Source organism: Vulcanococcus limneticus LL (genome assembly GCF_002252705.1).
GTDB classification, from domain to species: domain Bacteria; phylum Cyanobacteriota; class Cyanobacteriia; order PCC-6307; family Cyanobiaceae; genus Vulcanococcus; species Vulcanococcus limneticus.
Window position 1 is genome coordinate 1 of record NZ_NQLA01000002.1, and the last position, 13,289, is coordinate 13,289.

Annotated in this window: 14 protein-coding genes and 1 pseudogene; 7 read left to right on the forward strand and 8 right to left on the reverse strand. The window is 70.5% G+C overall.

What is annotated here, in order from left to right:
* A pseudogene (locus tag CJZ98_RS01170) lies at positions 1 to 119 on the reverse strand (IS5/IS1182 family transposase); the annotation flags it as partial.
* Positions 120 to 271: 152 nt separating this feature from the next.
* Between CJZ98_RS01170 and CJZ98_RS01175 the strand changes: the two are divergent.
* Positions 272 to 2,167: an SLC13 family permease gene (locus CJZ98_RS01175; RefSeq protein WP_232756097.1), complete on the forward strand. Its 1,896-nt coding sequence runs from the start codon at positions 272 to 274 to the stop codon at positions 2,165 to 2,167.
* Positions 2,168 to 2,207: 40 nt separating this feature from the next.
* On the opposite strand, the gene hemN is transcribed toward CJZ98_RS01175, so the two are convergent.
* Together hemN and CJZ98_RS01185 are read right to left on the reverse strand one after the other, a co-directional pair.
* Complete coding sequence (gene hemN / locus CJZ98_RS01180; protein ID WP_094587699.1) at positions 2,208 to 3,626, reverse strand: oxygen-independent coproporphyrinogen III oxidase; 1,419 nt, start codon at positions 3,624 to 3,626, stop codon at positions 2,208 to 2,210.
* A 116-nt stretch (positions 3,627 to 3,742) separates the two neighbouring features.
* Positions 3,743 to 4,525: a biliverdin-producing heme oxygenase gene (locus CJZ98_RS01185; protein ID WP_094587700.1), complete on the reverse strand. Its 783-nt coding sequence runs from the start codon at positions 4,523 to 4,525 to the stop codon at positions 3,743 to 3,745.
* Between the two features lie 116 nt (positions 4,526 to 4,641).
* Between CJZ98_RS01185 and CJZ98_RS01190 the strand changes: the two genes are divergently transcribed.
* Positions 4,642 to 5,079, forward strand: coding sequence for a hypothetical protein (locus CJZ98_RS01190; protein ID WP_157910825.1), 438 nt, complete (start codon positions 4,642 to 4,644; stop codon positions 5,077 to 5,079).
* 116 nt (positions 5,080 to 5,195) lie between these two features.
* Here CJZ98_RS01190 and CJZ98_RS01195 read toward each other — a convergent pair whose 3' ends face one another.
* The 4 genes from CJZ98_RS01195 to CJZ98_RS01210 all read right to left on the reverse strand — a co-directional run bounded on the left by CJZ98_RS01195 (position 5,196) and on the right by CJZ98_RS01210 (position 8,483).
* Positions 5,196 to 5,924 carry a long-chain fatty aldehyde decarbonylase gene (locus CJZ98_RS01195; RefSeq protein WP_094587702.1) on the reverse strand — a complete coding sequence of 243 codons (729 nt, stop codon included), beginning with the start codon at positions 5,922 to 5,924 and terminating at the stop codon, positions 5,196 to 5,198.
* Entirely contained in the window at positions 5,921 to 6,790 is an 870-nt protein-coding gene (locus CJZ98_RS01200) for an acyl-CoA desaturase (RefSeq protein ID WP_094587878.1), read from the reverse strand. The genes CJZ98_RS01195 and CJZ98_RS01200 overlap by 4 nt, the downstream gene beginning before the upstream one ends.
* Before the next feature lie 92 nt (positions 6,791 to 6,882).
* Positions 6,883 to 7,959: a magnesium-protoporphyrin IX monomethyl ester (oxidative) cyclase gene (gene acsF / locus CJZ98_RS01205; protein ID WP_390625468.1), complete on the reverse strand. Its 1,077-nt coding sequence runs from the start codon at positions 7,957 to 7,959 to the stop codon at positions 6,883 to 6,885.
* Entirely contained in the window at positions 7,959 to 8,483 is a 525-nt protein-coding gene (locus tag CJZ98_RS01210; RefSeq protein WP_232756098.1) for a hypothetical protein, read from the reverse strand. Before CJZ98_RS01210 ends, acsF begins: the two co-directional genes overlap by 1 nt.
* A 192-nt stretch (positions 8,484 to 8,675) precedes the next feature.
* Here CJZ98_RS01210 and CJZ98_RS01215 point away from each other — a divergent pair, with 192 nt between their 5' ends.
* Both CJZ98_RS01215 and CJZ98_RS01220 read left to right on the forward strand, forming a co-directional pair.
* Positions 8,676 to 8,981: an ArsR/SmtB family transcription factor gene (locus tag CJZ98_RS01215; protein ID WP_094587705.1), complete on the forward strand. Its 306-nt coding sequence runs from the start codon at positions 8,676 to 8,678 to the stop codon at positions 8,979 to 8,981.
* Between the two features lie 45 nt (positions 8,982 to 9,026).
* A complete protein-coding gene (locus CJZ98_RS01220; RefSeq protein ID WP_094587706.1) occupies positions 9,027 to 9,737 on the forward strand; it encodes a pentapeptide repeat-containing protein in 711 nt (236 codons plus the stop codon).
* A 32-nt stretch (positions 9,738 to 9,769) separates the two neighbouring features.
* On the opposite strand, the gene CJZ98_RS01225 is transcribed toward CJZ98_RS01220, so the two are convergent.
* Positions 9,770 to 10,090: an ArsR/SmtB family transcription factor gene (locus tag CJZ98_RS01225; protein ID WP_094587707.1), complete on the reverse strand. Its 321-nt coding sequence runs from the start codon at positions 10,088 to 10,090 to the stop codon at positions 9,770 to 9,772.
* A gap of 180 nt (positions 10,091 to 10,270) precedes the next feature.
* On the opposite strand from CJZ98_RS01225, the gene CJZ98_RS01230 reads away from it, so the two are divergent.
* From CJZ98_RS01230 to CJZ98_RS01240, 3 genes are all read left to right on the forward strand, one after another.
* Positions 10,271 to 11,392: an MBL fold metallo-hydrolase gene (locus tag CJZ98_RS01230; protein WP_094587708.1), complete on the forward strand. Its 1,122-nt coding sequence runs from the start codon at positions 10,271 to 10,273 to the stop codon at positions 11,390 to 11,392.
* A 106-nt stretch (positions 11,393 to 11,498) separates the two neighbouring features.
* A complete protein-coding gene (gorA, locus tag CJZ98_RS01235) occupies positions 11,499 to 12,863 on the forward strand; it encodes a glutathione-disulfide reductase (protein WP_094587709.1) in 1,365 nt (454 codons plus the stop codon).
* A gap of 98 nt (positions 12,864 to 12,961) precedes the next feature.
* Entirely contained in the window at positions 12,962 to 13,234 is a 273-nt protein-coding gene (locus tag CJZ98_RS01240; protein ID WP_232756116.1) for an SDR family NAD(P)-dependent oxidoreductase, read from the forward strand.
* Positions 13,235 to 13,289 lie beyond the last annotated feature (55 nt).

Consider the following 13,289-nt stretch of genomic DNA (forward strand, 5'->3'; position numbering starts at 1 on the left):
CCATCCAACGCCTGATCCGCCAGCCGCCGCACCTGCCGCAGGGGATGGGCCCTGGGGATCCGCTCCTCGGTGGAGACGTAGGAGAACAGGGGACCGGTCCGCTCCTGCTGGCCGCGCATCCGTTCAGTGCCGTTGGGCCATTCTCCCGCGGATCGGTTGGTTTTTCAGCAGCCTCCTAGCCGCACACTCAGTCCATTTCCCGATCTCAGTACCGGTCTATAGTCCGCCGAGCGGCCCTGCGGCGAAGTGGCCGCCTCGATGGCCCTCGCCCATGGGCCCGAACCCTGACCCGATGTTCCCCTCCCTGCTCGCGGCGGCGGCTGCCGGTTTCCCCGCTGGAGCTGCCGGCAGCGCCTTTCTGGAGGTGGCGCGCCATCCCAGCGGTCTGATCACCCTGCTGGTGTTCGCCGGCGCGATCGTCCTGTTCGTGGGGGGCTGGCTGGCGCCGGAGGTCACGGGCCTGCTGGCGGCGGCCCTGCTGGTGACCTTCAAGGTGCTCAAGCCCGACGAGGCCGTGCGGGGCTTCGGCAGCCCGGCCCTGATCACCCTGATGGGCCTGTTCGCCGTCTCGGCCGGCCTGTTCCGCAGCGGCGGCCTCGACCGGCTGCGGGCCCTGATCGGCTCCGAGGCCGTGCGCAGCCCACAGCGGATGATCACCCTGCTCGTGACGGTGGTGGCGCCGATCTCGGGCTTCATTCCCAACACCCCGATCGTGGCCACCCTGCTGCCGGTGATCGAGGGCTGGTGCCACCGCCGCGGCGTCTCGCCCTCCAAGGTGCTGCTTCCCCTCTCGTTCGCCACGGTGCTGGGGGGCACAATCTCCCTGCTGGGCACCTCCACCAACCTGCTGGCCAGCGATGTGAGCCGCCAGTTGGGCTACGGCTCCTTCGAGCTCTTCAGCTTCACCGCCATCGGCATCCCTGTGTGGCTGCTGGGCAGCCTGTATCTGCTCTGGGCCTCCGACCGGCTGCTGCCCGACCGCGGACTCGACGATGGCGACCTGCTGAACTCCCTGACCCGCGAGGGCTACCTCACCGAGGTGCAGGTACCGGAGGGCTCGGAGCTGGCCGGCCAGTCGCTGCACAACAGCCGCCTGCAGCGCCGCTACGACGTGGACGTGCTGGAACTGCAGCGGGGCAATGAGCTCTTCAGCGCCCCCCTGGCGGATCGGGTGCTGCAGGTGGGCGATCGGCTGGTGCTGCGCTGCAACCGCGAGACCTTGCTCCGGCTGCAGCAGGAGAGCACCGTGCTGCTCTCGCCGCCGGCCGAACAGGAGGAGTGCCTGGAGGAGATGGGCCATCCCGAAATCACCACGATGCGCACGGTGGAGGTGCTGCTGCCCAACGGCTCCACGATCACCGGCTCCAGCGTGCGCGACCTCCGCTTTCGCCAGCGCTACAACGCCACGCTGCTGGCGGTGCGCCGCGGCAACCAGGTGCTGCGCGAGCTGCTCGGCCAGGTGGTGCTCCAGAGCGGTGATGTGCTGCTGCTGCAGGCTCCCCTCGACGCCATCCGCGGCATGCAGGCCAACAACGATCTGGTGCTGCTCGATGAGCTGGAAAAGGACATGCCCACCACCAACCGCAAATGGGTGGCGGTGCTGGTGGCGGCCCTGGTGATCCTGCTGCCCCTGTTCAAGGTGGTGAATCTGATGGCAGCCGTCCTGCTGGGGGTGGTGATCATGGTTGCCACCGGCTGTCTGCGCCCCGGGGAGCTGCAGCGCTCGGTCCGCTGGGACGTGATCCTGCTGCTGGGCTCCCTCTCCTGCTTCAGCGAGGCGATGCAGAAGACCGGCCTGGCCGAGGCCCTGGCCACGGACCTGCTCCACTCGCTGCAGGGCTGGCCGGCCTACGCCGTGCTGCTGGTGGTGTTCGTGCTGGCCCAGCTGTTCACCGAGGCCCTGAGCAACGGCACCACGGTGGTGCTGCTGATGCCGATCGCCACCGCCCTGGCCACGGGGCTGGGGCTACCGCCGAGGGCGTTCATCTTCGCCATCACCTTCGCCGCCAGCCAGAGCTTCCTCACCCCCATCGGCTACCAGACCAACCTGATGGTGTTCGGACCGGGGCGCTACCGCTTCCTCGACATGACGCGCTACGGCGCCCCCCTCACCCTGGGGCTGGCCCTGGTGGTGCCCTTCCTGATCTGCCGCCACTTCGGACTCTGATCGGAACAGCCGGAAACCAGCCAGGACCCAGGGCCGCGTGTCACACCAGCCGCGAGCCGCTGGCCCGCTGGCGCTGCTCGGGGTCGAATACGGAGGCCACCGTGCGGATCAGCCAACGGCCCTGGCTGGTCACCTCCACCCGGCCGCGCTCGCCCTCTCGCTCCAGCCGCACCAGGCCATCGGCCTCCAGGGCCTGCAGGTCCTGCCACTCGGTGGCGAAGCGCGCCAGGTCCAGATCCACCTGGAAGTGACACATCACCTCCTTGATCAGGGCGCGGCGCTCCAGCACCGCCGGATCACGCACCACCAGCCCCCGCTCCACCGGCAGCTGGCCCTGCTCCAGGGCGCCGTAGTAGGCCTTGAGGTCGCGCTGGTTCTGGCTGAACAGGTGGGGGAACTGGCTGATGGCCGTGGGCCCCACCCCCAGCAGATCCAGCTCGCCGCCAGTGGTGTAGCCCTGGAAGTTGCGGTGCAGGCGCTTCTCCCGGGCGGCTATCGCCAGGCTGTCGCCGGCCAATGCGTAGTGGTCCATGCCGATGGCGTCGTAGCCAGCGGCGCAGAGCAGCTGGTTGGCGTCATCGAGCATGGCCAGCCGTTGCCGCTGGGTGGGCAGGTCCGCGGCGGCGATCTTGCGCTGCAGCGGCAGCTGTTCGGGCAGGTAGGCGAAGGAGAACAGCGAGATGCGATCGGGCCGCAGCTCGCGCACCAGCTCCAGGGTGGAGCGGAACCGCTCGGGGGTCTGCAGCGGCAGGCCGCAGATCAGATCCACGTTCACGCTCTCGAAGGCAGCCTCCCGCAGCCACTCCATGGCCCGGCGCAGCTGCTCCACCGGAACCACCCGGTTCACGGCCCGCTGCACCTCGGGGTTGGCGTCCTGGATGCCGAAGCTGATGCGGTTGAAGCCCAGCTGTCGCAGGTGCATGGCGGCATCGCGGCTGAGAAACTCCGGGTTGACTTCGATCGAGGCCTCCAGATCGGGCTCGAGGTCAAAGTGCTCGGCGATCAGCCCCCAGAGGATCGTCTGCTCCTCGGCGCTGAGGTAGTTGGGGGTGCCGCCGCCCCAGTGCAGCTGGGCCAGCCGGCGCCGCTGCGGCAGCACGGCGCTGATCAGCTCCAGCTCCTTGGCCAGGGCCGCCAGGTAGGGCGCCACCACCTTCGAGCCCAGCTGGGTGGTGACCCGGTTGCAGCCGCAATACCAGCAGGCATGGCGGCAGAACGGCACATGCACGTAGAGGGAAAGGGGCTCGCTGCCGGGCTGGGCCAGCTGGGCCGCCAGGTCGCCGGCCCCCACGGCCGGACTGAAGGCCGCCGCCGTGGGGTAGCTCGTGTAGCGCGGCACGGGCTTGTCGTATTTGAGCAGCAGCTCCAGCGGGCTGGACTGGGGTTGGGCCGGGGCCAGGGGCTCCGCGGGAGCGGTGGCGGGGCTGCTGGTGGCCGTGGGGCTGGCGACAGGGGGCATGGGGCGGGGCGAGGTGGGAGGAAGGCGGACAGGGGGCGAAGCAGGGGGATGGGCGGGGGCTCGCCGGCAGCTCAGGGGGCGCCGGGACCCTGGATCGGGGCCCCGGCGCACCGCCCTCAGGCCGGAGCCAGCTCCGCCAGTTCGGCCAGCAGCCGCTGGGTGGCGCGGAAGGCGCTCTCGGCCTCCTCCAGCAGCTCCTCCTCCTCAGCCGCAGAGAGATCGAGCTGCTCGAAGCCGTCGTGCAGGGCCTGCTTCAGTTCGGGGGTGGGCCGATCGAAGGCCCAGAAGTGCAGCGCCGGCAGGCCATAGGACTGCAGGATCGCGTTGGCCTGGCCGCCCAGCTGCTGGCCGCCGGAGAGGTCGCCGCCGTAGCGCACATAGACGTGGGCCATCAGCCGGTGCGGGGCCTGCTGGGCCAGCACCCGCAGCTGCTCCAGCCACAGGGCGGCCGCCGCCGAGGCGGGCGCGGCCGGCAGGGCGGCGAGGGCCTCGGCGTCCTGGGCCAGGGCCTGGCTGCGGGCTAAGGCCGCCCAGGGGATGGCCGTGGAACCGAGGGCCGCGGCCAGCTCGGGCCCCTGCTCCTCCAGAAGTTCGTAGGCCGGCCGCAGGGCGCGCAGCAGGGCCGCCAGCTGGAAGGGGCTCACCTGTCCCTCCAGCAGGGCCCGGGAAAACACCATGCCCTCGGCCTGGCGATGGGCCGCGCCGATGCGGGCATGCAGCCGGCGCACCCGCGGACCGAAGCCCTTGCGCAGGGCGGCATCGTCGCCACCGGCATGGGCGGAGATGGCGGCCTCGGCGGCGGCGGGATGGCCAGGGGCGGCCGCCTGCCCAGGGGCTCCGGGGTGACCGGGAGCGCCGGGGTGACCGGAGGCGTGGGGGGCGGGATGGGTCGTGGTCATGACAGAAGGCGAAGCGAACGCCGGGAGGGGCCCGCAGACCCCGCTCGAACCAACGTTATAACGCTATCGTTGTTCTGCTGTTTCAAGGTTGCGATTTCGTTGCAACCCTTCCCGCCATGGCCGCCCAGCCCTTCCCTTCCGCCAACCCTGGCCACGCAGCCCCAGCGGCGGGTTCCACTGCCCCGGGCCCGACATCCCCAGCTGGCTCCCCAAGCAGCTCCACTCGCCTGGGCCTGTTGCTGGCACCCCAGGGCCTGCTCAGTGGCGACGGCCAGCTGCGGGAACTGATCCAGGAGCAACGCGAGCGCAAGGGAGCCCAGGCTTCGATCTGGTACCTGCCCCCCGCCCTGGTGCGGCACCTGGGCCTGGGCCCCGCCAATGAAGAGGCCGTGGCCACTGCCGATGCCGCGACGCTCACCTGGCTGCAGCTGCGCTTCGGTGGAGCGGTCCGCCCCTGCGACCTGCGGCCGGAGACCCTGGCCCAGCAGGCCACCGCGCTGCCGCCCGCCGCGCCCCTGGCGGCTGTGGGCCTGCGGGAGTCGGGGCGGAACTGAGCCCATGGCAAAGCCCGGGAGACAGGGCTGTCTCCCGGGCCGAACGGCCGCTCTCAGGGACGGCGTGCACGGGACAGCCGGGTGGCTGCGGAACAGCCCAGCTGCCGCGAGCCGGCTCAGCCCAGCGGCACCGTCGCCACCGAGCGGAACACCAGCCGCCGGGCCTCGGTGGCGCTGAAGCCGATCGTCGCCAGCGACTGCTCGAACAGCTCACAGAAGCTGCCCACCAGATCGGCCGGATCCATGCCGATGGCCCGCATATCCGCCGCCACGGCCTGCAGGATCCGCAGCGTCACGGGCAGGCCGCGCCGGCAGATCGCCGCCACCGCGTCGCCCACCTCGGCAAAGCGGGCCTGCAGCCACTGCTCGCCGTAGTTGAGATGTTCGGCCTCATCGGCAAGCACCGCCGCAGTGATCGGCTGGGCGTAGGCATCGGCCACGGGCAGATAGGCGCGGTAGGCCGCCACGGCGAAGCACTCCACGATCAGGCACTGGATCACCAGGCAGCCCGCCAGATCACCCGCGCTGTCGCACTCCTGAAACAGGGCGTGCAGGGGGGCGAACAGCTGCTTCGCCAGGGCCGCATCGGGCCGCACGCCCAGGTTGGCGCCACAGCCGATGAAGTCGCGGGCGTGACGACCCTCCATCGCCCCGAGGCGCAGGAGCTCGGCGCCGTCCTCAGGGATGGCGCGGGCCAGCAGCCGGAAATGGCGGTCGGCCAGGCCCTCACCCACCACCACCACACCGTTGATGCGGCTGTAGGCATCGCGGTAGACAGGGCTGGTGGGATCGGGGCTGGGGGCTGGGGCTGCGGTGCCGGAGGAGGGGGATTGGCGTGGCGTCATCGGGGATGGCGTGGGGGGAACGGGCGTGTGGTCTGCAACGGGGCTGTGGCACGCGGAGATGGCGCGGTATGGGCCGGCGCCACCGCGTGCAGGGGGGCCGCCAGACGGATGCGACGGGCCAGACCCAGCCGCCGCAGCAGGCGGATGTGCTGCCAGGTGAGGTCGAGCTCCCACCACTGGAAGCCCATGCGGGCGCTGCTGGGGTAGGCGTGGTGATTGTTATGCCAACCCTCCCCGAAGCTGAGCAGGGCCACCCACCAGTTGTTGCGGGAGCCATCACCACTGGCATGGCACACATAGCCCCAGCGGTGGGTGGCGGAGTTCACCAGCCAGGTCACGTGGTAGACGAGCACCAGCCGCAGCGGAATGCCCCACAGCACCAGGGCCCAGCCACCGGCGCCCGTGGCCTCGCCCAGGGCGTAGAGAAGAACAGCCAGCGGCACCTGCAGGAGCAGGAAGTTGCGGTTCAGCCAGCGGTAGTAAGGGACCTGCTGCAGATCGGGCGTGAGCTGGTGCACATAGCGCTTGGCGGGCACGTCGTGCAGCATCCAGGCGAAGTGGCTCCACCAGAAGCCCAGATGGCTGTTGTGGTGGTCGGCCGGATCGTCGGAGTGGAGGTGGTGGTGGCGGTGCAGGCCGGCCCAGTCGATCGGGCCGTGCTGGCAACTGAGGGTGCCGCAGGTGGTGATCACCGCCTCCAGCCAGCGCGGCACCTGGAAGGAGCTGTGGGCCAGCAGACGGTGGTAGCCGAGGGTCACCCCCACGCAGGCGGTGAGCCAGTAGAGGACCAGCAGCACCACCACCGCCGTGGGGCTCCAGAAGCGCGGCAGCAGGGCCACCAGCGCCAGCCCATGGATCGCCACCATGAAGGCGACGGTGCCCCAGCTGAGGCGCAGCCGCCGGGGCTCCACCGCAATGCCCCGCCGCAGCGGCGGCAGCGGGGCCAGGGTCGCCGAACTCACGCGCCCTCCGTGCTGGCCACCATCGGCTGGCCGAACTGGCGCACCAGCAGGCCGGCGAAGCGCACCTGCAGCCCCAGCTTGCGCAGGGCGCGGCCCAGGCCGGAGGGCTCCTCGGCGAGGGCCTTGATGGCGCGGTAGGTCTCCACCAGACGGTCGCGCAGCTCGAAGTAGGCGCGGCCCTCCAGGGCGAACACCACCGGGAAGGCCCGGCGCGCGGTGCGGTTGGTCTGACGCATCACCTCCTCATCGAACAGGGAGGGATCCATGCCGAGCAGCCGGTAGAAGTTGCCGCGCTCACACACCGTGAGGCTGTGGGTCAGGAACACCGACCACAGGAAGAAACGGCTCAGCAGCCGGCCGCGCAGGCCTCGGCGCAGGGCGGGGTTGCAGCGGATCAGTACGTTGAAGATGTCGCCGTGGCGGTTCTCGTCCTGGCACCAGGGCTCAAAGAAGTCGAACAGGGGAGCAAAGCTGTTGTCCGGGTTGGCCTTGAGATGCCGGTCGATCAGGATGTAGCGCCAGTAGCCGATCTTCTCGGAGAGATACACCGAATACAGCACCCAGCTGAGCGGGAACCAGGTGATCGGCCGCTTGCCACTCAGCGACGGCAGGTCGATCTCGATACCCTCCGCCACCAGGGCCCGGTTGAGGAAGCCGGCGTGGCGGGCCTCATCGCGGGCCATCAGCTGGAACAGGCGGCCGAGTTCGGGGCGGCTGGCCTTGAAGAGGCGGCGCGAGAGTTCCTTGAACAGCAGGAATCCGGAAAACTCCGACACGCAGGAGCGCACCAGGTAGCTCTCATAGGCCTCCTTCTCATTTGGAGCGAGATCCTTGAGGCGGTTGAGAGGAGCCTTGCGATCGAAGTGGTCGCGGTTGTAGTCGGTCTCCATCTCGCCGAGCATGGCGTCGAAGGCCTGGCGCTGGCCCTCCAGGTCCATGGTCGCGGCCTTGTCGATTTCGGTGGTGTAGAAGCGCGGGGTGAGCAGGTCTTCCCGCAGGTGGGGGGCCGGGCCGGCGGCGGGGGAGAGGGCAGGGCCCGAGACGGCAGAAACAGTGGCGGTCATGGCGGCGATCAGGCGGGGGTGACGGCGGTGGTGACGGCGGGAGCGGCGGCGCTGGCCAGGGCGTAGGCGTTGGCATCGGGACCGGCCCGGTGTCGGTCGAACCAGGTCTGGATGGCGAGCAGCCAGTCGAGACGGGCCGAGCGGTCCAGGCCGGCCTGGCGATAGCCCTCGAAGGCCGTGCGGGCGGCATCGCGGTGGCCGGCGCGGTGGCCAGGGCAGAGACAGCCCGAGGCCTCGAGCCAGCGCTCCTCGAGGCGCAGGTGCAGGCGCAGCTGCCAGAGCAGGCGGCGGCAGCTGAGGTCCTGGGCCAGCTGGACTGCCGGGCTCCCTTCGGGGCCTGTGGACTCCAGGGGCTGGCGGTAAAGATCCACCAGCTCGGCCAGCAGGGCCTCAAGCCGGTCGTGCTGGCGCTCCAGCAGCTGCACCCGCTCGGCCCACTGCCGCGGCCAGCGGAAGGCGGAGGACCGATCGGGCGGCTGGGCGGGAAGCGGGGCTGGCAATGGAGGCGACGGCGGCGCCAGGACGGAAACCACGGGCATCGCGGAGGACGGGGACGGACTCACCCAAAAGCCTACCAGTGAAATAACGCCATCGTGATACTGGGGCAGCGGCAACCGTTGTATCGGCACCCCATGCTGCCGCGATAGAGGTGCTACCATGGTGAGGGTCCCCGGCTTGCGCGAGCCGCTTCCGCCCACTCAGTTACATCCGCCGCCCCACCTCCCATGGAAGCCCTGGCCGAGTACTTCAAGGTGTTCTCCGAGCCCAACCGCCTGGCGGTGCTGGAGGCCCTGCGCGGCGGCCCGCTCAACGTGACGGCCGTGGTGGAGAAGACGGGACTCAGCCAGGCCCTGGTGTCCAAGCACCTCAAGCTGCTCACCATCGCCGGCGTGGTGCAGCGCCGGCCCGAGGGCTCGCTCGTCTTCTACGAAGTGATCGACAAATCGGTGTTCAAGCTGATTGCCCAGGCCGAGAAGCTGCTGCTGGCCGCCCGGCGCCAGCAACTCGACGCCCTGGCCGCCATCCTGTGATGCCCCCCTCCGGCGCTCTCCCCAGCCGGACATGTCTGCTCCGGCATGGCTCCATCTGAACCCGCTCCATCTGAACCCGCCCCATCGGACCCCGTCGGATCCGGGAGCGCCCCGCCGCCCCGGTCCCTGGATGAGCTGCGCGCCGCACTCCTGGCCGGCCGGCACTCCTTTGCGGGCCTGCGCCTGGGGGATCTTGACGGGGTGGACCTGGACCTTTCGGACTGCGACCTGAGGGGGAGCTGTTTCAAGGAGGCCCGCTTCGGCCGCGCCCGATTCCGCGCCGCCCGGCTGGAGGGGTGCCGCTTTCAGCAGGCCCTGCTCTGGGGTGCCGACCTCTCCTCGGCCCAGGCGAGCGACTCCTTCTGGCACGAGGCCGACCTCTCCGGCTCCCGCCTGCAGGAAGCCGATTTCTCTGGTGCCCTGCTGCACCGCGCCTGCCTGCGCGGCGTGGTGGCCGCCGGCAGCCGCTGGCGGAACACGCGGTTGGTGGAGGCCGATTTCCGCAGCGGCCTGGATCAGCTCACGGACCTGGGCCGCGCCGACTTCCAGGGCGCTGACCTCAGCTTTGCCCTGCTGCAGGGGGCCCAGCTGCACGGCGCCGACCTGCGGGGCGCCTGTCTCTACGGCACGGACCTGCGCAACGCCGACCTTCAGGAGGCCGATCTGCGCGGCTGTGACCTGCGGGACTGCAGCCTCGATGGCACCTGCCTGGAGGGGGCCCGACTGGACCGAGCAGAGCTCGGCGACGCCGGATAAGCAGGAAGCAGAAGCTGGCCTGGGCTAGCCCCTCAGGCACTGGCCAGCTGCTGCAGCTGGCCCTCCAGTTGCTGGCGGAGCCGGTTCTGCACCAGGGCGCAGAGCTGATCCACCAGAGCGCTGTCGGCCGTCCAGATCGTGCGGACCCCATCGCGTTCGCAGCGCACCAGGCCGGCGCGTTGCAGCATGCCCAGCTGGCGGCTGATGTGCGACTGGGAGAAGCCCGTGGCCTCAATCAGGCCGGCCACATCCAGGGGACCCTGCTTGAGCTGACAGAGAAGCTGCAGGCGGGCCGTCTCGCTGAGCAGCCGGAAGAAGCGGCTGTATTCCTCCAGCAGCTGGGGGGTGGGCATCGGCCCAGGCAATCCCATGGCAGTGAAGTATGACGATCAAGACATTATGCAGACATCGCGCAGCCCACCACCGAAGCCACGCCGGAACACGCCCCGCAAATCCAGCCAGCGGACGACCACCCAGGGCCTCGCACAGCCTCCTTTTATGCGGCTATCATCATAACAACGTGACATGGCTGCATGGCCGCCGCTTCTGCCCCGGGTGTCTCCCTGGCCGCCGCCGCCGGGGGCGCCTCCCTCTTGCTGCGCCAGCTGTTCGATGCCGCCACCGGCACGTTCACCTATCTGCTGGCCGATGTGCCCAGCGGCGAGGGCGTGCTGATCGACCCGGTGTTCGAGCAGCACAGCCGCGATCTGGCCCTGATCCGCGAACTGGGGATCGACCTGGTGGCCTCGATCGACACCCACGCCCACGCCGACCACGTGACCGGCAGCTGGCTGATGCGCCAGGCCACCGGCTGCGCCATCGGCCTGGCCGCCACCGCCCACGCCGAGAACGTGACCCTGCCGCTGCACCACGGCGAACGGGTGCGCTTCGGCGGCCGCTCCCTGGAGGTGCACAGCACGCCAGGCCACACCGATGGCTGCCTGTCCTACGTACTCGACGACCGGGCGATGCCCTTCACCGGCGACACCCTGCTGGTGCGTGGCTGCGGCCGCTGTGACTTCCAGCAAGGCAACGCCCACACCCTGTGGCGCTCGATCACCGAGCAACTCTTCACCCTGCCGGATGCCTGCCTGATCTACCCGGGGCACGACTACACCGGCCGCAGCGTGACCTCGGTGGCGGAGGAGAAGGCCTTCAACGCCCGCCTGGGCGGGGCCGCCACAGAGCGCGACTTCGTCGGCCACATGGAGTCGATGAAGCTGCCCCACCCGGGCCGGATCGCCGAGGCCCTGCCGGGCAACCTGCGCTCCGGCAAGCCCCAGCAGGCCGCTGCGGCCCCCGAGTGGGCGCCGGTGTTGCCCAGCTATGCAGGTCTGCCGGAGCTCGCGCCGGCCTGGGTGGCCGACCATCGTGCCGCCCTCACCATCCTCGATGTGCGCTCCCGCGAGGAGACCGAGGGCCCCGACGGCCGCATCGGTGGCAGCCTGCTGATCCCCCTGCCCGAGCTGGAGGAGCGCCGCGGCGAGATCCCTGAGGACCGTCCGGTGGTGGTGGTGTGCCATTCCGGCAGCCGCTCTGCCCTGGCCACCCAGCAGCTGCTCAAGGCCGGCCGCCGCCAGGTGGCCAACCTGCGCGGCGGCCTGGCCCGCTGGAGCGATGAGGGCTACCCACTGGAGCGCCCCAGCGCGCCCTGAGACTGGGGCCGACTGGCGGCGATGCCATGGACCGGGTGAAGCCCTGCGAGGAAGCGCCACCAAGCTTGTCCCGTCGGAGGATGGTTCCACCGCTCCCCACTGACCCATGCAGGACCGCTTCGATCTGATCGTGCTCGGGGCCGGCTCCGGTGGCCTGGCCGCCGCCAAGCGCGCCGCCAGCTACGGCGCCAGGGTGGCGATCGTGGAGGGCGACCGGGTGGGCGGCACCTGCGTGATCCGCGGCTGCGTGCCCAAGAAACTCTTGGTGTATGGCTCGGCCTACCGCCACCTGCTCGCCGATGCCCCCAGCTACGGCTGGGATGTGGGCGACATACGCCTCGATGCCTCCCGCCTGCTCGCCAACGTGCGCGCCGAGGTGGATCGGCTCAACAGCCTGCATATCGGCTTCCTCGAGAAAGCCGGCGTGGAGCTGGTGCGAGGCTGGGGACGCTTCAGCGGGCCCAGCGGGGTGGTGGTCTCCGCCGCCGACGGCAGCGAGCGGCAGCTGGAGGCCGAGCGGATCCTGATCGCCGTGGGCGGCCGGCCCCAGCGGCCCGAGATCCCGGGCGCGGAGCTGGGCTGGGTGAGCGACGACCTGTTTGAGCTGGAGTCGCTGCCCGAGGCGGTGGTGGTGGTGGGGGCTGGCTTCATCGCCTGCGAATTCGCCTGCATCCTCAACGGCCTGGGCGTGCAGGTGACCCAACTCGTGCGCGGCGACCACCTGCTGCGCGGCTTCGACCGCGAGGCCAGCCGCGCGGTGCAGGAGAGCATGGAGGAGGCCGGCATCGCGATTCGCTTCGCCCACACCCCCGCCGCGATCACCGGCCAATGCGCCCCCGGGGAGTTCACCGTCACCACCCAGAGCGGCGAAACGATCGCCTGCGGCGGCGTGCTGCTGGCCACCGGGCGCCGCCCCATGCTGCAGGGACTGAACCTGGAGGCGGCCGGCGTGGCGGTGGAGGGAATCCGCATCCCGGTGGATGCCGATCAGCGCACCAACGTGCCGGGGATCTATGCGGTGGGCGATGTGACCGACCGGATCAACCTCACCCCGGTGGCCGTGGATGAAGGCCGCGCCTTTGCCGACACGGTGTACGGCAGCAGGCCCCGCCAGGTGGACCACAGCCTGGTGGCCAGCGCCGTGTTCTCCCAGCCCGAACTCGCCGGGGTGGGACTCACCGAGGAGCAGGCGATCGAGCGCTGCGGCGCCGAGGGTATCCGGGTGCATCGGGCCCGCTTCCGGCCCATGAGTCAGGCCCTGCCGGCCACGGGGCCCAGGGTGCTGCTCAAGCTGATCGTGGAGCGCTCCAGCGGCAAGGTGCTGGGGGCTCACATGGTGGGCGAGCACGCCGCCGAGATCATCCAGATGGCCGCCATCGCCATCGGCATGGGCGCCACCAAGGCCGACTTCGACCGCACCATGGCCCTGCACCCTTCGGTGGCCGAGGAGTTCGTGACCATGCCGAACTGAGACCCCGACCCCATGACATCAGAGCGAGCTCCCCGCACCCTGCTGATCAGCGGCGACAGCCGGGGGATCGGGTGCTGGTGTCGAGGAGCGGCAAGCGGGTGAAGAGACACCAGAGCGCTTACCCCATCAGCAAGCACGCCCTGAAGGGGCTATGCCAGACCATGCGCAACGAGGGCTGGGGGCAGGGCATCGGCGTCACTGCCATCGGCCCCAGCTGGGTGGCCACGGACATGGCCGCGGCAGTGACCGCCCTGCCCGGGGAGGCGAGGACCCAGGCCGACGACATCGCTGCCCTCACCAGCCAGCTGCTGCAGCTGCCGGACAGTGACGTGCCGCTTGAGCTGGCGGCGAGCTGCCAGCGGGAGAGCTGAGGCAACAGGTTCGGCCTTGAGATATCGCGGGCGCGTCTTGTCCCTTTCGCGTGGG

Bases quoted from the DNA above. Each gene is read 5' to 3' on its own strand.
- CJZ98_RS01215 (WP_094587705.1), top strand. From the start codon at position 8,676: ATGGAAGCCCTGGCCGAGTACTTCAAGGTGTTCTCCGAGCCCAACCGC.
- CJZ98_RS01190 (WP_157910825.1), top strand. From the start codon at position 4,642: ATGGCCGCCCAGCCCTTCCCTTCCGCCAACCCTGGCCACGCAGCCCCA.
- CJZ98_RS01195 (WP_094587702.1), bottom strand. From the start codon at position 5,924: ATGACGCCACGCCAATCCCCCTCCTCCGGCACCGCAGCCCCAGCCCCC.
- gorA (WP_094587709.1), top strand. From the start codon at position 11,499: ATGCAGGACCGCTTCGATCTGATCGTGCTCGGGGCCGGCTCCGGTGGC.
- CJZ98_RS01185 (WP_094587700.1), bottom strand. From the start codon at position 4,525: ATGACCACGACCCATCCCGCCCCCCACGCCTCCGGTCACCCCGGCGCT.
- CJZ98_RS01230 (WP_094587708.1), top strand. From the start codon at position 10,271: ATGGCCGCCGCTTCTGCCCCGGGTGTCTCCCTGGCCGCCGCCGCCGGG.
- CJZ98_RS01225 (WP_094587707.1), bottom strand. From the start codon at position 10,090: ATGCCCACCCCCCAGCTGCTGGAGGAATACAGCCGCTTCTTCCGGCTG.
- hemN (WP_094587699.1), bottom strand. From the start codon at position 3,626: ATGCCCCCTGTCGCCAGCCCCACGGCCACCAGCAGCCCCGCCACCGCT.
- CJZ98_RS01175 (WP_232756097.1), top strand. From the start codon at position 272: ATGGGCCCGAACCCTGACCCGATGTTCCCCTCCCTGCTCGCGGCGGCG.
- CJZ98_RS01200 (WP_094587878.1), bottom strand. From the start codon at position 6,790: ATGGTGGCGATCCATGGGCTGGCGCTGGTGGCCCTGCTGCCGCGCTTC.
- CJZ98_RS01220 (WP_094587706.1), top strand. From the start codon at position 9,027: ATGGCTCCATCTGAACCCGCTCCATCTGAACCCGCCCCATCGGACCCC.